This is a genomic window from Planktothrix paucivesiculata PCC 9631 (assembly GCF_900009265.2).
In the GTDB taxonomy this organism is placed as follows: Bacteria; Cyanobacteriota; Cyanobacteriia; order Cyanobacteriales; family Microcoleaceae; genus Planktothrix; species Planktothrix paucivesiculata.
In genome coordinates this window covers 1-20712 of the sequence record NZ_LR735012.1, presented here as the reverse complement: position 1 = coordinate 20712, position 20712 = coordinate 1, and the positions used below count along the sequence as shown (strand labels likewise).

The following is a 20712-nucleotide window of genomic DNA, read 5'->3' as shown; positions in this document are numbered from 1 at the left end:
AAAATACTTTCTTTTAACTTATCATATTTTGGCACAACATTTTCATGATTTTATTTAAAGCTGACCCGCCTGAAAAACTTGCAAAGCAGTTAAACTTAATTCTGGAAAAATTCGCGATTCAATCCGTTGATAGTCTCGAAATTGTTGGACTTGATACTCTCCTTCAATAAGCTGGTAAACAGAAAGAGTCGGTTGTTTAGGATTGCCAATAAATCGTCTTCCCCCTAATCCTAAATAATCCACAATCCAGTATTCATGAATCCCCAAAATTTCATATTCTTCTAGTTTTAACGCATAATCATCACTCCAATTAGTAGAAACAACTTCCACAACTAAAGGGATAGAATTTCCTTGAGTAATAATTGATTCTTTTTCCCATCGAGGATTATTATTAACCTGTTTTTCATCAATAATAATCAAATCTGGTTCATACCCCGACTGATCACGGACAGATTTAATCAGACATTCTTTAGGAATAAAATAGGGAAGTTTAAGCCGTCGGATTTCAAAGTTAAGTTCAGCGATCAAAAAACCAGCAATTCGTGAATGTTTGCCCGTGGGTTTAGGCATTTCTATAATAGCTCCATTATGTAATTCATAGTGACATCCTGAATTTTCTGGATACCAAGTAATAAACTCATCAAAGCTTACGGTTTTGGGGATAGTTTGAATCATAGAAAAATCCTAGTTGTAATATTTATTTTTTGGAATTAACTCAATTTGGGGTTAGTTTTTCACTCAATTAGGATTACTATATTGATAATAAATTGCCCAAATTGCCATCGCCCTTAAATAGTGACTAGCGCGGAAAGTTCCGGCGGCGGTAATTGCTTCTGGTGTGCGAAATTGTAAGCCATGATCATAAATTTGTTTAACCACAACTTCGGTTAATTCCCAGGCTTCGGCATTCATTCCCGTTTGTAAGAAAAAGGCAGCTAAACCAAAATTAATTCCCGTCCAAACTTCTAAGGGATGAGTATCTTTTGGGTTAACCGCTTCTCCATTGGGTCTGACCCCGTTGGCGGCTCCAAATTGTCCATTATGAAACTTTTTAAAACAGGAATTATAAACGGTTTTTAAAGCCGAAATAGTACAATCTGGGGGAACAATATCAGGTAATCTTAATAGTTTAGCATAGAATTGACCGCATAATTGATCTGTCATTACTACATCGGAACCGCTCCCACTATCTAAACGATAATATTCACCATTCCAGAGAGTTTTTTGATACAAAGGTTTAGCAGTTTCTAACCATATTTTATAGGTTGGAATGACCTTATTAGGATGGGGTGTAACTGCTTCTTTTTCTAAGAGTCTTCCCATGGCAATCATAGCTTCTAATGCCGCTAACCATAAGCCCCCACAATAGGCACTAATTCCCTGTAATTTCCAATCATCAAAGGTTTGATCTGGTGCGCCACTATTTTCGGGAATTGAATCTTGATCTAAATCAAAAGTTTTCAGATAATTGATGGTTTCAACCATCGCTGGCCAACAATCAGTTAAAAATTCAAAATCCGTTGCCCCTGTTAATAGAAAATCTCGATAAACTTGCAGGACAAAATCACAGGGTAAGTCTTTCCAAAGGTTACAATCTTGATAACTGGTATAATTAGTTTTCTCCCATGGATGTTCATTCGGCGCGCCCAAATCATGGGGGGTTGCACCCACGGCTTTTCTAATAGCTGAAGCCTGATTATAACCAATAATTCGGGGGGTATCATCTCCTTGAGAAACTGCTCGAGCATAGGCAATTAAGATGGATTTTTCTAACTCCGGCCACAACATTAATAGAGAAAATGATCCGTATAATCGCACATCTAAACTTTCATACCAGCGATAATCTAAACATTCTAAAACCCCAAATTGTCCCATGGGATCTCGCTCATCCGCCGCGCTCCAAATTGCGCCCCCATCGGTGAGTAAATATAACTCATTAAACAGTGCCATTTTAAACCAATTCGGTAAATCTTGACGCTGTAAAATGGGGTTTTGCCATGCTTGAATATGTTCTCGCCAGGTGTCAGAATGTTTCATCGCTGTGCGAATCATTGACCAAGCATTGCGACCATTCCGACCAAAAAAGTCAGTATAACGCCGATAATAATTAATTCCCGATGCAAATTGAGTAATGGGTAAATCCCAAGCTAAATAAAAAGGAATTTTTCTGGTTTTCCCGGGTCTAATGGTAAATTTAACCGCTAAAGCCACCGCAATTCGTTCGCCTTCTTTGGCGGGTTGATCACTTTCTTGATCTAAAAGTGTGCCATCTTCTGAGAAACATTGCCAAATATCTTCCCCATTTCCGGTCGGATTCCAACGGGTTTGATCATATACTTCAACGGCGGGATTTGTAATAGTTGCGATCGCAATTTGTCCGTCTCCTTCTTGCACATCTTCATTCACACTTAGGCGAGTCATCAAACACCCAATGCGATGAAAGTCTTCAACTAAATGATTACAACATCCGACACTTTTTCCCCAGTTGGGTTCATATTCATATACCGGACTTCCATCATCTCTAACCTTTACTTCAGGACTGGATAAAGTATTAGTAAACCAGCCAATTGTATTTTCCCAAGTTAATAATATACTTAAGGTAATCGGTTCATCCGTGGGGTTATGGGCTGTCCATTCAAAAATTGCGATCGGATAACTACTTTCTTGATAATTTTTTGCCCAAACTGGAGAGAATTGTTCACAGCTTAATTGGGCAGAAAACACATTTTCATAGATAAACCAACTGCGGGGATATAAGGCATGATAAGTTCCCGTTGATTCTCCAGAGTTTGTAGTTTTAGGATACCAATTCCAAGCGGATAAACTGCCATCTTCAGGGGATTCTGTTGATAAGGCATAAGCTTTTTTCTTGCCCTTTGTTTCTTCATAAACGCTAAATTGACAAGCGGGAAGTGTCTTAAAAATATGTTCTCCCCCGTCCAAATGCCACAGGTTAAAATCCCCCCGAGAAGACCGCCCAATACAACCCGCACCCAACCCCCCCAGAGGCATTCCGTGCCAAGGGCCATCATCTAAATTACTTGCGTAGCGGACGGTATACGGTTTTTCCCACCCTAAACCAATGGGGCGACTCCAAGTAGACTCAGGAATATTGTTAATAGGGCTAGAATGGGTCATGGGGTTAAGGGATAATGCTATTTTAATAAAACTAAATTCCCCGTTTGGGATGTTTTGAATTTTCTCACAATTGAGTTAAATAAGCAAGGGTAATTTTATTACCTCAGTCTTTTTTTATGATAAAAAATCCATAATTCTGCTAGATAATAAAATAGAATAATCCCAATTAAACTGGCATTCAAATCAACGATACTGAAGGTACGATGGGGTAAATAAATTTGTGAGATTTCTTCAGCAATGGTTACGACGGTAAATAAAAACGGCCCTAGGGGAATGAAAATCTGATCAATTATAATCTTTTTTCCTCCCAAAGCTAAATGGCTTAAAAAAGAGGCTATTCCATATAAAATAAAATGTCCATAGATATCATAATTAGGAATTTTCCCTAAGAAATTGTAGGGTAAATTTCCCCCATTGGCTGTAATTACAATTAAAAATAATAACAGAAAATAGAGAAGAAAGGCAACTTGCCAAGGTTTTTTAGCTGGTTTTTTCATGATTTTAAGGGTTCGTGATTAGGTGATCAGGCCTTATTCCTAAGATAGAAGGGCTAACACCTAACAACAATTCCTATTTCATTACTTCCGCATGAAACAGAGATTAAAGGAATTTCAAACCGTCAGAGAATGCGTGGATGCTGCCTTGAGAAATTGCCCTAACATATGCGCGTAGCACTACATTTGAAATAAATGCTGAAACTTGGTGGACTGAATGAAAGCTGGTCACTTCAAAAAATCTTCAAATTTGGTTGTCATTCTTTGAGCAGGAGTTAGGGTGGCCACCATATCCTCCTCCCTGAAAGGGGAAATGTAAAGCCGTCCCAAAAGGGCAGGGGGTTTTCATTTTCCCAAATGCGATCGCTATCTTCAAAAAAAATTATCAATTTTTCCGATCAAATTCTCTCTAATTTTCATCAGATAAGTGGGAAATATTAAGAATGAACAATTTTCATATTTATTAACAGCAAAAGATAGCCATTGTCTTGATTAATAAGACTTTATGACTATTTATTATTAAATATTTTGAATGTTTTTTTAGAAAAATAGTTTTAAAAACTTAATTAATTCAGGCGATCGCTAAAATCTTTTCCCAATTATTTCCCAACCATGACTGTCCCTCTTTTATTGAGCTAAAACCCAAACTTCTGTATATATTCAAAATTAATGTTACTAATAACGAGAATTTTCCGGCTACGTCTATGCCTTTTATTCTTGATTTATCTTCATTAAAATTCACATCTTTGACCCAATGTACTTGATTTTCAATTAACCAATGTGCTTTAATTTTTTCTGCAAATGTTTTCGCACTTAATTTCTGACTACTAATATAATATAAAGTCTCATTATATTCTTGATCACCCCGAAAACCCGTTCTTTCTACCTGAATAAAACTTTGAAGATGAGGATAATTTTTATGGTTGACATTTTGGCTATCAAATACTGATACTTTTCTGCTAATATTTCGCCCATGACTGACATCTTTTTCTTCATATACCGTTAAAGGTTTTTCGATTTCTGCTAAAATCTTGATCCGATTGTGCAATTTAATTTGATTCCCTTTTACCGTAATTAAATAATTATTTTTGCTCTCAATTATTGCCTGAGTTGTTTCCTTACTACAATGGAGAGCATCGAGGGTAAATACTTTATTTAATAACCCGCATTTTTCTATCATAGACAGAACTTTAGCGTTTTCAGAACTTTGTTTACTTTCAAAACTTTCCGATTTAATTACTAACTTTGTTTCTTGACTAAACCAAGATACCATAATTAACATATTTTGTTTCTGATTTTCATAGTTAGTCAGGGTGTTTTTTAAAGATTTTCCATCGATCGCAATCCAATCAACGCCTTCTTGTTGCCAATAATATTCCTGGACTATTGACTGAAAAACCAACTGAATTTCTATTGAATTTATTCCGAGCATTACTCGTCTTATGGTACTATAAGACGGCAATTTTTTAGTGTTAGTTTCTAATAATTTAATTAGCTTATTTTCTTCATTTTTTCTAAAATTATCTATTTGCTTATAAGTAACATTGCCAGTTAGCAGTGCTAAAACAATGATAGTCAACACTACCCATAATTCATGTCTTTTACCACGATTTTTCCGAAAATCCTTGACTAACTTCAGTTGTTCGATTATACTGTTTAACATAGTTTTTTAAAATCAAATAAAAGTGATCTTTCTTTGATTTTACCAAAAAAAGATCACTTTTATTTTCTTTTTTACCCCCGACAATGAAAACACCCTGCCCAAAAGGGCGGGGTTTATACCCATTTTTCTGATGAATAATATCCGTCGCTTTAGATCTGTTTCTCTATCGCTAGTTTCTGCATTATCACTTTTGGCGGCGACAATACCTGTAAGTGCAGTAGAAGTCCTCGCACCAGGTTCTGAAGTCGAAGGCAAGACAATTGCCGAATGGACTACCGACTGGTGGCAATGGGCATTCGCTCAGTCTAAGCCAACGGACGCTTTTACAGACCAGACTGGTGATAATGCTGGCGTAAACCAAGCCGGGCCTGTGTTTTTTATCGCAGGGACTGCTGGAGTTGACGCAAATCGGTCATTTACTGTCCCGGGGGATAAGTACCTTTTATTGCCGATGTTGAACGCTGAAAATTCAACTTTAGAAACTGGCTTGAGAGGACAAGAACTGCAAAATAGCGTCATTGATCTGATCGATGGGGCTGATAATTTAGTAGCCAAAATCAACGGGGAAACTATACCTAATCTTTTTGCCTACCGCGAACAATCTCCATTATTCAACTTCTTCGCTGCTGAGAACAACCCATTTGGGGTAACACCAGGATTTTCTGGCGATGCTTACGGTGATGGATATTATCTGATGCTTGCGCCTTTGGGTTCGGGAAAATATACCCTTGAGTTTGGCGGTGCGTTGCCGAGTCTCAATTTCTCCGTTGCAGTCAAGGATACTATCACGGCTGTTCCTGAACCAACTTTTAATTTAAGTCTCCTGGCTTTTGGTACATTGGGTGCAGTTTCCGCACTCAAACGCAAACATAAGCAGTTGAATTCTATCTAGGATTAACAATCTTAAAAACTTCAAAAGAAAGTTAATTTCCCAGGTGGTCGGCACTCCGTAAATTTCGGAATATAATCAGGACTTACGCAGTGACGCTATATGTAGCGTACTAAGGAGTTAGCGATCGCTAACCCAAAAGAAATCTGGAAACGGAGAATAAGGAATGTTAAAATAGCATCAGAATCTATGCCCAAAAATATGAGCATCAATTATCTATACTATTGCCAATATCTCCTGAGTAGCCAAATCAATTATACTCTAACCAACTTCGCTGAACATATTCAAGAGTTTAGCCATGATACAATTAATCGTTACTTGAATTCAGAAAACTTAACACCCGAAGTGATTTGGGAAAAAGTGCATTCAGAACTTCAGAGCCATCCCGAAGCTTGTTTAGTTTTTGATGATACGGTACTCGACAAAAGATTTTCCTCGAAAATTGAACTTGTCCGCCGTCAATATATATGCAGCGCAAAAGTTAATGGCTTTGATTGATAATTTAGGGAAAATTTATTATGTTCCGCTCAAAAAAAACCGGCTGGTTGATGATACAGGAGGTCAAAAAAAATATCAGCCTATTGAACAGTTAATTTGGTCTGAAATTGAAGAAAAACAGGGAAAGCTAATCAAAATAAATAAATTCCCTAGAGATAAAAAAGTTAAACTATTTCGGGTAACTGTTTCTGCCAACAGAACGGAATATGTAGCTACAAATGATTTAAATCAGTCTTCAATAGATGAAGTCATCTCTCAATGTAAACTGCGATGGAAAATTGAGGAATTTCACCGAGAAATTAAACAATTAACGGGGATAGAATCTTGCCAATGCCGTAAAGCGAGTATTCAAAAAAACCACATTGCTTGCGCTTTATTAGTTTGGGTTTTTCTGACTCGTATGGCTAAGAAAGTTTCTCAAACTGTCTATCAGTTAAAAGCTAGTTTGTTAGCAGATTACCTGAGCCAAGAGCTTAAACATCCCTCTCTCAAGCTTTCTTTTATTTAGTTTACTTATCAATTCAAACACAGATTAATTCTCTTTTTATAAGCGCGCTCGCGTAGCGTGCCGGACGCATATCGCCCTTCTGTCTGAATCAAGCGATCGCCTGATCCTGAATGCGCTATATATAGCGTCCTTGCGTAAGTCCTGATAATCCTATTCGTAGGGGTAATTCATGAATTATCCCTACGAATCTAGCGGTTTTCAATAGGTTATAATATTTGATTATAGGGGTTTTGCCACTAATCATTTAGAATTGTTTTAGAGGTGATAGGTCAGTCCTCTATTTAATTTATTTGGCTTCCTTCCAATTTTGTCCAGCATGAATATCCACGACCAAAGGAACACTTAAGGGAAGCACTTGTTCCATAATAGTCTTAATTTTAGGTTGAAGTTCTTCCCATTCTGTTTCGGGAATTTCAAAGACTAATTCATCATGAACTTGTAACACTAATTGGGATTGATATTGGCTTAAAAGTTTGTGTACTTGTACCATCGCCATTTTAATAATATCAGCACTAGAACCCTGTATGGGAGCGTTAGCAGCGGCTCTCAATAGTTGGGAATCATTTTGACCCATTTTTTTCTTCAATTGGGTTAAATCAATTTCATTAATATCAACTCCTTTTAAGGTTTGTAGACTATCTCCTTGGAAATTAAAATAGCGTCTTCGTCCTAATATGGTTTCGACATATCCTTGAGCAATAGCTTGTTTTTTCACCCTTTCTAAATAGGCAAAAACTTGAGCATACCGTTGGTTAAATCGTTCAATAAATATCTTACCTTCTGCACTACTAACTTTGGCTTCCCGGGCGAACCTTTGCGCCCCCATTCCATAAATTACGCCAAAATTAATCGTTTTTCCTAACCGTCTTTCTTCCGATGTGACGGTTTCTTTTTCAAATAATAATTTAGCGGTAACAGTATGCACATCCTGATTGTTTTTATAGGCTTCTAATAAAATCGGTTCTTGACTTAAATGAGCTAAAATTCTCAGTTCAATTTGAGAATAGTCGGCTGAAACTAACAGCCAGTTGGGTTCGGTAATAAATGCTTTTCTAATTTTACTCGAAAATTCGGTTTTAATCGGAATATTTTGTAAATTGGGATTAGAAGAAGATAACCGTCCCGTGGCGGTAATAGTTTGGTTAAAACTGGTATGAATGCGTTGGTTTGCATCTACTAATGTGGGTAAAGCATCGACATAAGTTGACTTGAGTTTGGCTAAGGTGCGATGTTCTAATATGATATCAATAATCGGATGATCTCCTTGTAATTTTTCTAAAACATTCACATCCGTTGAATATCCGGTTTTAATTTGTCGGGTTTTTTTGGTACTTAATTCTAGGGTTTCAAATAAAAGTTTACTCAGTTGTTTGGGAGAAGCCAAATTAAATTGTTCTCCCGCCACTTGATAGGCTTGAGTTTCGGTAATTTCTAACTGTTTATCTAATTGTTCGGCTAAGGTATGTAAATAGTCAATATCCAAGTGTACACCCCCATATTCCATATCAGCTAAAACCGGTTCTAAGGGCTGTTCAACGTCCTTTAGGAGTTTCATTAATTGAGGTTTATCTGTAAATTCTGCTTTAATTTTATCGACTAATTGAAAGGTGACATACACCTGCATTCCGCAATATTCGGCGACTTGAGCAATATTAATGTCGGCGATAGTTTTTCCTTTTGGTACTAATTCTTTATAACTCGGGGCTGTTAATTCTGAACCCAAATATTTACGAGTTAAATCAATTAAATTATGATTATCTTCAGGATCTAACACATAGTTTGCTAACATGGGATCAAAGACTACACCTTTTAATTCTATCCCATGAACTCTAAAAATTAATCGATCATATTTAGCATTTTGAAAGGTTTTCGGATAGCGATCGCTTTCTAAAATCGGACGTAAAATATTTAAGGTTTGGGCTTTATCTAAATTCGTTCCTTGGGTATGATTTAAAGGAATATAAGCCACCTCTGTTGGCGCTGTTCCCCAACAACAACCAATTCCAACTAATTCCGCTTCTCTCGGTTCTAAAGAGGTGGTTTCCGTATCCCAAGCAACGGGATAATTAGTATCAGTATGATTTTGTAAAATATCAACTAACTGTTCTAAGGCTTCCGGGGTTTGAATTAAACGCAATTTAATCTTAGATGCGGGATTATTTGCTATTTTTTGTTGTTGATAAATTTCGGTTTCTTCCCGGGTAAAAAAACTGGCATCTTCGTCGGTATTAACTGAAGTTTCTGCTGGTTGTATTTGAATATTTCCCTTAAATTGTTTTTGAATTTGATTAACTTTATCTAAAAAGGTTTGCAATTGTAAATGTTCTAAAATCGGTTGAATTTTAGCTTGATCAAACCCTTGTAATTTGAAATCTTCCAAACCCACTTTTAAGGGTACATCTTGAATAATTCGCGCTAAGGTTTGAGAATGATCGGCATCCAGTTTTCCTTCCTCTAATTTCTTGCGCGTCGCTCCTTTAATATCTTCAATATGGGCATAGATATTTTCTAAAGAACTATATTCTCCTAATAACTTAACCGCCGTGGTTTTCCCAATGCCTTTTACCCCAGGAATATTATCGGATTTATCCCCACATAATGCCTTATAATCAATCACTTGATGGGGATAAATTTGCAACTTCTGATAGACCTGTTCGGCTAAAAATTCCGTAGGGTTGCTTCCTTTACCCGGTTCCAAATGTAAAACACTAATATTTTTTTTAATATCAATTAACTGAAATAAATCCTGATCTCCCGATAGGATTTTAACTCGATAGTTTTCCCGACTTCCCCTATAAGATAACGTCCCTAAAATATCATCGGCTTCATAACCAGGAGCGGTAATAATTGTTAAATCAAAGGCTTGTAATAATAGTTTTAAATTCTCCACATCCTCAATAAAATCTTGAGGGGTTTCCGTCCGATCTGCTTTATAATTTTCATCAGCCTCATGGCGAAAAGTGGGCTGTTTTAAGTCAAATGCGATCGCTAAATAATCGGGTTTATGACTCGCCATCACATCTAATAAGGACTTAAAAAATCCAAAACAAACACTGGTAGGAATACCCGTTGACGTGCGTAACCCCCCCTGGCGACTTTTGCCAAAGGCATAATAGGAACGAAACGCTAACGAATGACCATCAACTAAAAGCAAAAGGGGATATTCCAACACTGTTTTTAGACCCACTGCAATACAATTCCTATTTTAAACCATAGAAACCGGGTTTCTTGATCCCACGCGATCGCCCTCAAAAGAAGTTACAATTAAAAGACGCCATAACTCCAACTCTTAAGTAGGAGAAAAATATGCAAATTCAAAGCCACAATGAAATGGGAAAAGTTTTCGCCACTCTAACAATTACTAACCGCGCCGACCAAATTCGAGCAGAAGATGGGACAATTTTACTAGAGCAAATTCGCTCAATCACCCTCAAAAATGTATTAGTAGACACGGGTGCAACTACCCTATGTTTACCCCAAGATGCGATCGCCAAACTGGGGCTAAAACTCCTTAAAGAAGTGGACGTAGCCACCGCCATTGGTATTGGCAAAGCCCGAATTTTCCAAGATGCCAAAATATCAATGTTTGAGCGGGAAGGAACCTTCGAGTGCTTAGAATTACCAGGAGGTAAAGATGCTCTTTTAGGAGTCATACCTTTAGAAGCTTTGGGGTTAGAAATCGACTTACAAAATCAAACCTTGAAGGCGTTACCCATCAGTCCAACAGAAACTTATTTAACGATTTTGTAGCAGAAGAAGGAGGAAGGAGGAAGGAGGAAGGAGGAAGCAATTAAGAACGTCCTAAGCTGTTGTGCATTCAATCCCTTTAATTAATAATTTTAACTTGTTGTATTTGAGTAATATCTATGGATAAACCTTGATTAGTTTGGTGAGGGTTAGTGGTAATTTTTATATTAATTTTTTTACCTTGCAAAGCATTTAATTGACCATTGTTAGTCAACTCGTTAAATACTTTCTTATCTAAATTTACAATATAAATATTAAAATCCTGACCAGTAACTTTTAAAGTGTAGTTATTTCCTTTTATAGATGAACCATTTACTATACCAATTATTTCGTAAGGAGTAAAACCTTCAGGACAGTATAATTTGACAGGATTCTTACTAAAATCAGAACAAACTAATAGAGAATCAACCCGTTCCATTAGTTTCTCAAATTCTGTATAATCAGGTTCAAAAACTGGTTGCTCATCTTTGCTTTTATCTCCATAATTAGCTTGCTCATAACTTTTAATTTTTTTAGAGGCATATAACATAACTTTTTTAATTGAATTTTGATCATTTTCACTTAAATTAGGCGAAATATATACACCAGAACCTGGGATCTTTCTGCTTATACCAACTAATCTTAAATCTGGGAATTTGTTATTAATAATGTCGCCCATAGCAGCAGAACCTATATCTACTTCTTTATTAATTACCATGTCTCTAATTTTTGCGCCTTTATGCCCAGTGCTTACAGAAATAGTTTTACCGTATAAATCATAAATAGGCAAATAAAAACTAGAAGCAGAATTAAAATTACCTAAAGCAATTGTTGTACTGGGTTTTATATCATCTAATGATTGAATTGGACTACTTTTGTGTACAATAATGCCTGCTTCATAAAAAGGTTTATCAGGAAACATACTGGCAATATATTTATAACCCTGTTTCTTAGCATGAATAGAAATGATAGGAGATAAAGTAAAAGCAACATCCCATTGTTTATCAGTAATTCTTTGTTGAGCTTCTTGATAGGAGAGAGTCTTATCTCCATTAATATTAACCGTTATTTTTTTTCCTCTAATATAATCAATAAAATTACTAGGAATTAACTCAGTTTCTAAATGTTTCCTGAGTTCAGTATATCTTTTGGGTTCTTCTAAAGTACCAATCGTAATCGTATCAATACTAATCTTAGCTTTAGTGAAATAAGGAATAGATTTGATAAAAAATCCTAAAACAGCTATTCCCACTACAACGCCTGCTATTGTTAATCCTAATGATGGTTTTAGTAGCTTTGATTTTGCTGTATTAATATTATTTATGGGTTGTGATGTATATTTGATTTCTGTAATAGGTGAAACTACTGCTGAAGTTATGGGTTCAGAACTTACATTTGTTGATTTTCGGATTTTTAAATCATCTAATATTTCTTGAACATAACGATATCTATTTTTATAGTCAATAGCTGTCATTTTCTCAAGAATACATATTAAATGATCGGATAAATGCTTTGCTTCTACTTGCCACTGGCCTTCATTGATTTTACTAATTTTTAATCCTGTAGCTGCTTGAATTACTATCATACCAACTGCGTAGATATCACTATTCAATTGTGGTTGGCCTTGTAATTGTTCAAAAGGCATATATCCCTTTGTACCAATGATAATTGTACCATCAGTTGAATTATTAACTATTTGTTTAACTGCTCCAAAGTCAATTAAATATATTTTTTTATTATCAATATTTCTAATTAAGTTTGAAGGTTTAATATCTCTATGAATAACAGAGAGAGAATGTAGATTATTTAGGGAAGTTAAAATATCTTGTAAAAGTTTAGTGACCCTAGATTCACTAAACTTATTCCCATTATTCTCAAGCAAAATTTCTTCCTCTAAAGTATTACCATCAATAAACTCTTGGACTAAATAAAACTGATTATCTTCTTCAAAAAAAGCTTTTAAATTAGGAATGCTATCAATTTTATTTAATTTGTAAAGAGTTTGAGCTTCTCTTTTGAATAAACTTTTAGCACTCTTAATAGTTTCTTCATCTGATGATTGAGGTCTAAATTGTTTAACAACAACTTTCTCATCAAAAGAGTTAGTATCATTCGCTAAATAAGTTTGCCCAAAACTACCAGCACTCAAAATCTCAATAATCTTATACTGGTTATTTAAAATTGTACCAATAGGTAATAAATTAATATTACTAGACTGTGTTTCAAACTCACCAGACTCTAATTTTATTTCCTCAGCCTTATTTTGTGCAATAAGAATTGTTTTATTAATTTTGTCTGTATCTTTTGGTTGTTCTTGAATTTTCTGAATCTCAGATAGTAAAGCTTGATAATTATCATCTAACTGTTTTAACTCAACAGCAGATTCTTGCACTGTAACTGAAATAGGCTTGACTGGTTCAATAAAATCAGGGATATCTTGAGTATATTTTTTATTTAATTTCAAATACCAAATACATAGTTTATGAGAGTTTTTCAGTTGTTTAAGAGCTATTCTATAATTTTTTTCATGTTGTTCAGCAGGACTATTACCACTCATTTCATGATTAGCTTTATTACCAGCTATTCTAATCTGATGGAATAGAGTGGAGATATTACTTCTAATGATACCTTTTTTTTCTAAATTAACTAATAAATTATATTGGAACTCTCTCGGATTATTTTATAAACCAATAGAAGCCGCTAACTCTTTAGCTAATAATTCTCCAAATTGTCTAATTTTCATCAAAGAAGTAATAGGATCTTGATAAAGATATTTTTCTGCAAAAATACAAAATTCAGCTAATTTTGGATCACTATTTTTAAATGTTTCAAAATTTATACTTCTATAATTATCCATAATAATTGTTATTATTGTTTAATAATTGTTATTATTTTGGGTTTAGATAGCTTTGAGATGGGGTTGGAGTACCCAACCCCTACCATAAAATATTACAACCGATTTGGAATTGCTATATAGCGGTTATTATCGTGGTGAGGTGCACTGACTCGCTTGATAATCAAGCTTTTTAACTTCAAGGTGTACCTCACTTGACAGGGAACCGCTATATAATTAAAACGGATTAAGACTCAGCGCCTTGGGGTAACAATTCCCGACTGGTGGTACTTTGGAACACCACCACTTGAGCATTTTCATCCACATCAACCATAGCCGTATCCCCTTCTTTGATCCGTCCAGACAGAATTTCTTCTGCTAAACTATCTTCGAGTAACCGCATAATGGCTCGACGCAGAGGACGCGCCCCGTAGCTGGGGTTGTAGCCTTCTTCCACTAACCTTTCTTTGAACTTGTCCGTCACTTCCAAGGTAATGCCTTTTTCGATCAAGCGTCCGAAGACTTCTTTTAACATGATCACGGCAATTTCCTTGACTTCTTCCTTATTCAACTGACGGAAGACAATAATTTCATCCAAACGGTTGAGGAACTCAGGACGGAAGTATTGTTTGAGTTCTTCATTAACTAAGTTGCGGATACGGTTGTATTGGGCATCGTTTTCGTTTTCCGAGAACTCGAAGCCTAAACCACCGCCACCTTTTTCGATCACCTTCGATCCAATATTGGACGTCATGATGATCAAGGTATTCTTGAAGTCCACCGTCCGACCTTTAGCATCGGTCAAACGACCATCTTCTAAGATTTGCAGCAACATATTAAAAACGTCGGGGTGGGCTTTCTCAATTTCATCGAATAGCACCACCGTATAGGGACGCCGACGCACCGCTTCGGTCAGTTGTCCGCCTTCGTTGTAGCCCACATAGCCTGGAGGCGACCCAATTAACTTAGAAACCGTGTGACGTTCCATGTATTCGGACATATCCAAGCGCACCATCGCTTCTTCTGACCCGAAGAAATAGGCTGCTAAGGCTTTGGTTAATTCGGTTTTACCCACCCCAGTCGGCCCAGAGAAGATAAAACTGGCGATCGGTCGGTTGGGGTTCTTCAGACCCACCCGGGCGCGACGAATAGCACGGGACACGGCTTTAACGGCTTCATCCTGACCAATTAACCGTTGGTGCAGGGTTCCTTCCATGTTCAGCAGTTTCTCGGACTCAGACTCGGTGAGTTTGTTCACCGGAACCCCTGTCCAACTGGCCACAATTTGGGCGATGTCTTCTTCGGTGACAACGGGACTATCATCTTCGCTGCGGGTGGTTTCGGCTTTCTTCGTTTGACTAATAGTACGAATTTGAGCCTTAATTTCCATTTCCCGATCGCGCAATTCTCCCGCCCGATCAAAGTCTTGGGAACGCACCGCCTCGTCTTTTTCCTTCAGAACTTGGCGCAGTTCTTTGTCCAATTCCTTGGCTGCCGGGGGCAGTTGGGAATTGATTAAACGCACCCGAGAACCCGCTTCATCCACTAAGTCAATGGCTTTATCGGGTAAATAGCGATCGCTAATATACCGATCCGAGAGTTTAGCCGCCGCTTCGAGGGCCTCATCGGAAATTTTCAGTTTATGGTGTTGCTCATAGCGCTCGCGCAACCCAAACAGAATTTCAATGGTTTCAGAAACCGAAGGTTCACCCACCATCACCGGTTGGAACCGACGTTCTAGGGCCGCATCCCGTTCAATGTGTTTGCGGTATTCATCTAAGGTAGTCGCCCCGATGCACTGCAACTCGCCCCGGGCTAAGGCGGGTTTGAGGATATTGGCTGCATCGATCGCCCCTTCGGCTGCCCCGGCCCCGATCAGGGTGTGGACTTCATCAATCACCAGGATGACATTACCGGCCGACCGGATCTCATCCATGATTTTTTTCAGCCGTTCTTCAAATTCCCCGCGATATTTGGTTCCAGCCACCAATAGACCAATATCTAAGGTAACCACCCGTTTGTCTTCCAAAATATCGGGAATATCATTGGTGGCAATGCGTTGGGCCAAGCCTTCCGCGATCGCCGTTTTACCTACCCCCGGTTCCCCAATTAACACCGGGTTATTTTTCGTCCGCCGACCCAGAATTTGGATCACCCGTTCAATTTCTTTCTGGCGACCGACCACCGGATCAAGTTTACCTTCGGCGGCCATTTGGGTTAAATTTGATCCAAACTCATCCAAAGTTGGGGTCTTGGTGCGGCTATTACTGCCTCCAGCGGCAACTTCAGCCGTTTCACCCAACATCCGAATCACTTGAGTCCGAACTTTCGAGAGGTCAACCCCCAAGTTTTCCAAAACTCGAGCGGCTACCCCTTCCCCTTCCCGGATCAGACCGAGAAGTAAATGTTCCGTGCCAATATAGTTATGTCCCAGTTGGCGCGCTTCTTCGAGGGATAGTTCTAGGACTCTTTTGGCCCGAGGGGTAAACGGAATCTCGACGGCGACAAACCCCGAACCCCGACCAATAATTTTTTCGACCTCGATCCGGGCATCTTTGAGATTGACTCCCATTGATTTCAGGACTTTGGCTGCAACGCCCGTGCCTTCCCCGATCAGACCCAGGAGGATCTGTTCAGTTCCCACGAAGTTATGCCCCAGGCGGCGTGCTTCCTCCTGGGCTAACATGATGACTTTAATGGCTTTTTCTGTGAAGCGTTCAAACATGGCTAATTCCCATCACCTGCTGCTTACCCGTTACGCTAATTTTAGCGTGAGACTTCTAACTTCGGAAAAATTAAAAAGTTGACTCGAAAATGAAAGGGTTCATTTCGGCACTTTAATTTCTCGCTGAATTCGGTTCTAGGTGGGTGTTGCCGGGTCTGGCTGCCAATAGGAATAGTTTCCCAAATTAGCTTTGACCTACAACTTGCCCTAGAAATTTCTATAAAATTGATTATGCAGGATATTCCCTGGGATTTGAGTCTTTATTTATCCGGTTAGATCCAACAACTGACTCAAGGGCGAGTCCCAATCTTTATTCCTTCTCTTGAACTATTAAGATCAGGATAGGGATCAAGATTTCAATATAGATAGCTTAACCTAAATTGAATTTTGATTCTGTATAGGGGTTGTCTCTCTCCAAGCCTCCACTGTGTTGACATTCAAGGGATTAGTTTCAATTGGCAATGAATTAATGGTGGATTCTAGCATAGGGAGAAGGAGAGTATCAGCACCGATACCAACTTTCACCCAAACCTTAAAATGTTCCAAGAACTGCGACTAGATCAACCAATAACCTGTTAACCTGTCTCTTGTCTCAACTCTTTCAAGCCTGGGACGCATCTTCACTGACTAATAAAGGATAGATATAGATATGTCAGACCCTGGAATTCTTACTATTATTTCCCGTGAAATCCTAGACTCGCGGGGACGCCCGACCCTGGAAGCCGAAGTCTACCTTGATAACGGAGCCTATGGACACGCTCAAGTTCCCAGTGGAGCCTCTACGGGAAGCTTTGAAGCCCATGAACTTCGAGATGGCGATAAAAGCCGTTATGGGGGTAAAGGGGTTCTGACGGCGGTTAAAAACATCAACGAGGTGATCGCCCCAGCCCTTAACGGAGTTAGCGCCCTGGAACAAACGGTCATTGACCAAATCATGCTCGATCTCGATGGTACGCCCAATAAAAGCAATCTGGGAGCTAATGCCATCCTCGGTGTCTCCCTGGCCGTTGCTAAAGCTGCCGCCGAAACCGTGGGTTTACCCCTCTACCGTTATTTAGGTGGCCCCATTGCCAATGTCCTGCCCGTGCCCCTAATGAATGTAATCAACGGAGGCTCCCACGCCGCCAATAACGTTGATATTCAGGAATTTATGATCGTTCCGATTGGCGCTCCGACCTTCAAAGAAGCCCTACGCTGGGGGGCGGAAGTTTTTGTTTCCCTGAGTGATGTTCTCAAACAAAAAGGACTCTTGGGCGGAGTCGGGGACGAAGGAGGTTTTGCTCCTAACTTGGGCTCTAATCAAGAAGCCTTGGATATTTTAATCCAAGCGATTGAAATCGCGGGTTATCAACCCGGTGAACAGATTGCCCTGGCCCTGGATGTGGCTTCCAATGAATTCTATAAAGATGGAATTTACACCTATGATGGTCAACCCCACGGTGGAGATCAACTCATCGAGTATCTGAGTCAATTAACGAGTCAATACCCGATTATTTCCATTGAAGACGGTCTTCAAGAGGATGAATGGGACAGTTGGCAATCCCTGACCCAGAAACTCGGTGGTAAAATTCAACTGGTGGGAGATGATTTATTTGTTACTAACCCCACCCGTTTAAAAAGAGGGATTGAGCAGAAAGTTGCCAATTCTATTCTAGTGAAACTGAATCAAATTGGTTCTCTGTCAGAAACCTTGGAAACCGTTGACATGGCGACCCGCAATGGTTACACTTCCGTTATTAGTCACCGTTCTGGGGAAACTGAAGATACTACAATTTCAGACCTAGCTGTGGCGACCAGGGCCGGACAAATTAAAACGGGTTCTCTGTGTCGGAGTGAACGCATCGCCAAATATAACCGTTTATTACGGATTGAAGATGAACTCGGGGCTCAAGCCGTTTATGCTGGAGCCGTTGGTCTAGGACCCCGATTCTCTAAATAACTGGGGTTAGGTTTGAGAATGATTGACAAAACTTGTTAAATCGTTGTAAAACTTACGACTCAACCTGTAATTCTATGAAATAAAATGGCACAATAGAAGAAGCGGAGACGTATGTTTCCGTTCACTCCTCACACCACACTCCGCCTGGACTTTTGTTCGGGCGGTTTCTTGATCTTAGCAATTCAAGTTAATTGCATCGGTGATCAATCTCGACTATCAATAATTGTTCAAGAGAAGATCCTTTTGCGGTAAGATTGGGTGAGGTTCCGCTAAACAAAGCCCGGGTAAGCACCTGACCCCGAAAAGACGGGGTATAGACCCCCAGTATTTAAGGGTTAGGTAAACAAAAAACAGGCAACAATTTAACAGAAAAATTCATTTCTGTTGTACCTTCGTCTGTTGTCAGACAGTCAGTAGACGTAAGGATTAAAGTTCTTGTAGACGCGATTGCATGGAACCAGTTAAATTTACCCTTAACTCAATGCTAATCTCGTCCTGCATACAAGAATCCTTCGTGAGATAGTTTGCTATTTCCGATGGGACTGTCAAATTTGATAGGGTCTGTTATATATAAGGATTTCTAGGGATGTCCAACGCCGTACCAGTTACTGATGCTACTTTTAAAGAAGATGTGCTTGATAGCCCAATCCCGGTTTTAGTGGATTTTTGGGCTCCTTGGTGTGGGCCTTGTCGCATGGTTGCACCGGTTGTGGATGAAATTGCAGACCAATATATTGGACAGGTCAAAGTAGTCAAGATTAATACAGATGAAAATCCTAATACTGCTAGTCAGTATGGAATTCGCAGTATTCCCACGCTGATGATTTTCAAAGCGGGTCAACGAGTGGATATGGTTGTAGGTGCTATTCCTAAAACGACTTTAGCAACTACTTTAGAGAAGTATCTTTGATTGGTGCAAGGGCTGAATACAACCCTTTTATCGTTGTTGCACCGGATTGATAACTCTACTCAAAAACTTGCTTAAAGAAGTAGGCTTAAGTCGGTTATATAAGAGTTATTTTCGATTCCTTTGAAAGTGATACTTGAACCTCAAGCTGATTATTCACGGGTATTGCGCCTTGGAACCTTGGCTCTGAGGCGCTTTGTTTTAGGTGATAAAATTTTATGAACCCTTCAGATATTAGTTTAGCAGTAGATTCTCTACAAGCGGATATTATCCAGTTGGTGGATAAATTGCCGAATTTAAAACATAAAAAATGGATTTCCCGAGCGCTTTCCAGTCTAGTTCGGATGGCTGGAGAGGAATTTGAAACCCTAGACTGGAAAATTATTTCGGCTTCTTTACTGGACTTGGAGCGGGGGTTTCAGATTTTTTATCCCTATCGCCATGTTCGCAAAATTTGTATTTTTGGTTCGGCTCGCATTCCCTCGGATACCCCGGAATATCAAATGGCGGCGGATTTTGCCCAATGTGTCACCCAACAAGGTTTTATGGTGTTAACCGGGGGTGGGGGTGGCATCATGCAGGCGGGAAATGAGGGGGCGGGTCTGGATTTATCCTTTGGCTTAAATATTCAACTTCCCTTTGAACAATCTTCAAATCCTTATATTCAGGGGAATAAAAAAGCAATTATGTTCAAGTATTTTTTCACGCGCAAATTATTCTTTCTGCGTGAAAGTGATGCTTTAGCAATGTTTCCCGGGGGTTTTGGCACTTTAGATGAAACCTTTGAATGTTTAACTTTAATTCAAACCGGAAAGTTCGGCCCAGCCCCGTTAATTTTGGTGGATCGTCCAGGGGGAGATTATTGGTATGATCTGCATCAATTTATTGAGAAACAATTGCTAAATCGGGGATTAATTTCGCCGGATGATCCGAGTTTTTATACGATTACTGATGATCTGTCTGTGGCTTGTGAAGCGATCGCCAGTTTCTATCGTGTTTATCATTCTAGCCGCTATGTTAAGGATAAGTATGTGATGCGGTTAAAGTCTGAATTATCTGATCAACAAGTGGAACAATTGAATACGGAGTTTCACGATATGTTATCTAAAGGAAGGATTGAGAAAGCTCAAGCCTTCCCTGAAGAAATGGGCGACGATACGGACAAATTACCCCGTTTAACTTTCCATTTTAATCAACGTCGGGTTGGACGACTATATCAAATGATTTATATGATTAATAGCATGGGAGCTACTTCCCCAGAAGCGGCTCATCCAGAGCAGAAGTAGGAGTATCGGAGCAGGGGAGGCAGGGGGAGCAGGGGAGGTAAACTTTTGCTATTACCCATTCGTAATTCGTAATTCGTAATTCGTAATTCGTAATTACCCATTACCC

At 38.8% G+C, this 20712-nt stretch carries 13 protein-coding genes and 1 pseudogene; 6 read left to right on the top strand and 8 right to left on the bottom strand.

Translation table 11 applies throughout. From position 1 onward, the window contains the following. Positions 1-54 precede the first annotated feature (54 nt). The 4 genes from PL9631_RS10090 to PL9631_RS10075 all read right to left on the bottom strand — a co-directional run bounded on the left by PL9631_RS10090 (position 55) and on the right by PL9631_RS10075 (position 5295). Positions 55-675: a Uma2 family endonuclease gene (locus tag PL9631_RS10090; protein ID WP_083619759.1), complete on the bottom strand. Its 621-nt coding sequence runs from the start codon at positions 673-675 to the stop codon at positions 55-57. A gap of 63 nt (positions 676-738) precedes the next feature. Beyond that, the gene (locus PL9631_RS10085; protein ID WP_083619756.1) at positions 739-3138 is read right to left on the bottom strand and encodes a GH116 family glycosyl hydrolase; all 2400 of its coding nucleotides are present in this window, start codon (positions 3136-3138) and stop codon (positions 739-741) included. A gap of 98 nt (positions 3139-3236) precedes the next feature. Next, positions 3237-3635, bottom strand: a complete 399-nt coding sequence (locus PL9631_RS10080) for a VanZ family protein (protein WP_083619753.1) — start codon at positions 3633-3635, stop codon at positions 3237-3239. Between the two features lie 568 nt (positions 3636-4203). Beyond that, a complete protein-coding gene (locus PL9631_RS10075; RefSeq protein ID WP_083616174.1) occupies positions 4204-5295 on the bottom strand; it encodes an ISAs1 family transposase in 1092 nt (363 codons plus the stop codon). Between the two features lie 130 nt (positions 5296-5425). On the opposite strand from PL9631_RS10075, the gene PL9631_RS26090 reads away from it, so the two are divergent. Together PL9631_RS26090 and PL9631_RS10065 are read left to right on the top strand one after the other, a co-directional pair. Then, entirely contained in the window at positions 5426-6187 is a 762-nt protein-coding gene (locus tag PL9631_RS26090) for a hypothetical protein (protein WP_083619750.1), read from the top strand. A 198-nt stretch (positions 6188-6385) separates the two neighbouring features. Next, positions 6386-7190: pseudogene (locus PL9631_RS10065) on the top strand (transposase). A gap of 286 nt (positions 7191-7476) precedes the next feature. Here PL9631_RS10065 and polA read toward each other — a convergent pair. Further along, complete coding sequence (gene polA / locus PL9631_RS10060) at positions 7477-10377, bottom strand: DNA polymerase I (protein ID WP_083619747.1); 2901 nt, start codon at positions 10375-10377, stop codon at positions 7477-7479. Between the two features lie 119 nt (positions 10378-10496). Here polA and PL9631_RS10055 point away from each other — a divergent pair, with 119 nt between their 5' ends. After that, entirely contained in the window at positions 10497-10940 is a 444-nt protein-coding gene (locus PL9631_RS10055; RefSeq protein WP_083619744.1) for an aspartyl protease family protein, read from the top strand. A gap of 76 nt (positions 10941-11016) precedes the next feature. On the opposite strand, the gene PL9631_RS10050 is transcribed toward PL9631_RS10055, so the two are convergent. The 3 genes from PL9631_RS10050 to PL9631_RS10040 form a co-directional block, all read right to left on the bottom strand. Then, a complete protein-coding gene (locus tag PL9631_RS10050) occupies positions 11017-13473 on the bottom strand; it encodes a protein kinase domain-containing protein (protein WP_083619741.1) in 2457 nt (818 codons plus the stop codon). Between the two features lie 123 nt (positions 13474-13596). After that, complete coding sequence (locus PL9631_RS10045; RefSeq protein WP_156090506.1) at positions 13597-13773, bottom strand: hypothetical protein; 177 nt, start codon at positions 13771-13773, stop codon at positions 13597-13599. A 223-nt stretch (positions 13774-13996) separates the two neighbouring features. Beyond that, entirely contained in the window at positions 13997-16474 is a 2478-nt protein-coding gene (locus PL9631_RS10040) for an ATP-dependent Clp protease ATP-binding subunit (protein WP_083619738.1), read from the bottom strand. Between the two features lie 649 nt (positions 16475-17123). On the opposite strand from PL9631_RS10040, the gene eno reads away from it, so the two are divergent. The 3 genes from eno (at position 17124) to PL9631_RS10025 (ending at position 20606) form a co-directional block, all read left to right on the top strand. After that, positions 17124-18413, top strand: coding sequence for a phosphopyruvate hydratase (eno, locus tag PL9631_RS10035; RefSeq protein ID WP_083619735.1), 1290 nt, complete (start codon positions 17124-17126; stop codon positions 18411-18413). Positions 18414-18999: 586 nt separating this feature from the next. Beyond that, on the top strand, positions 19000-19323 hold the full coding sequence (gene trxA / locus PL9631_RS10030) for a thioredoxin (protein ID WP_083619732.1): 324 nt from the start codon (positions 19000-19002) through the stop codon (positions 19321-19323). Positions 19324-19538: 215 nt separating this feature from the next. After that, positions 19539-20606 (top strand): LOG family protein, encoded by a 1068-nt coding sequence (locus PL9631_RS10025; protein ID WP_083619729.1) that lies wholly within the window; start codon positions 19539-19541, stop codon positions 20604-20606. Positions 20607-20712: the final 106 nt, after the last annotated feature.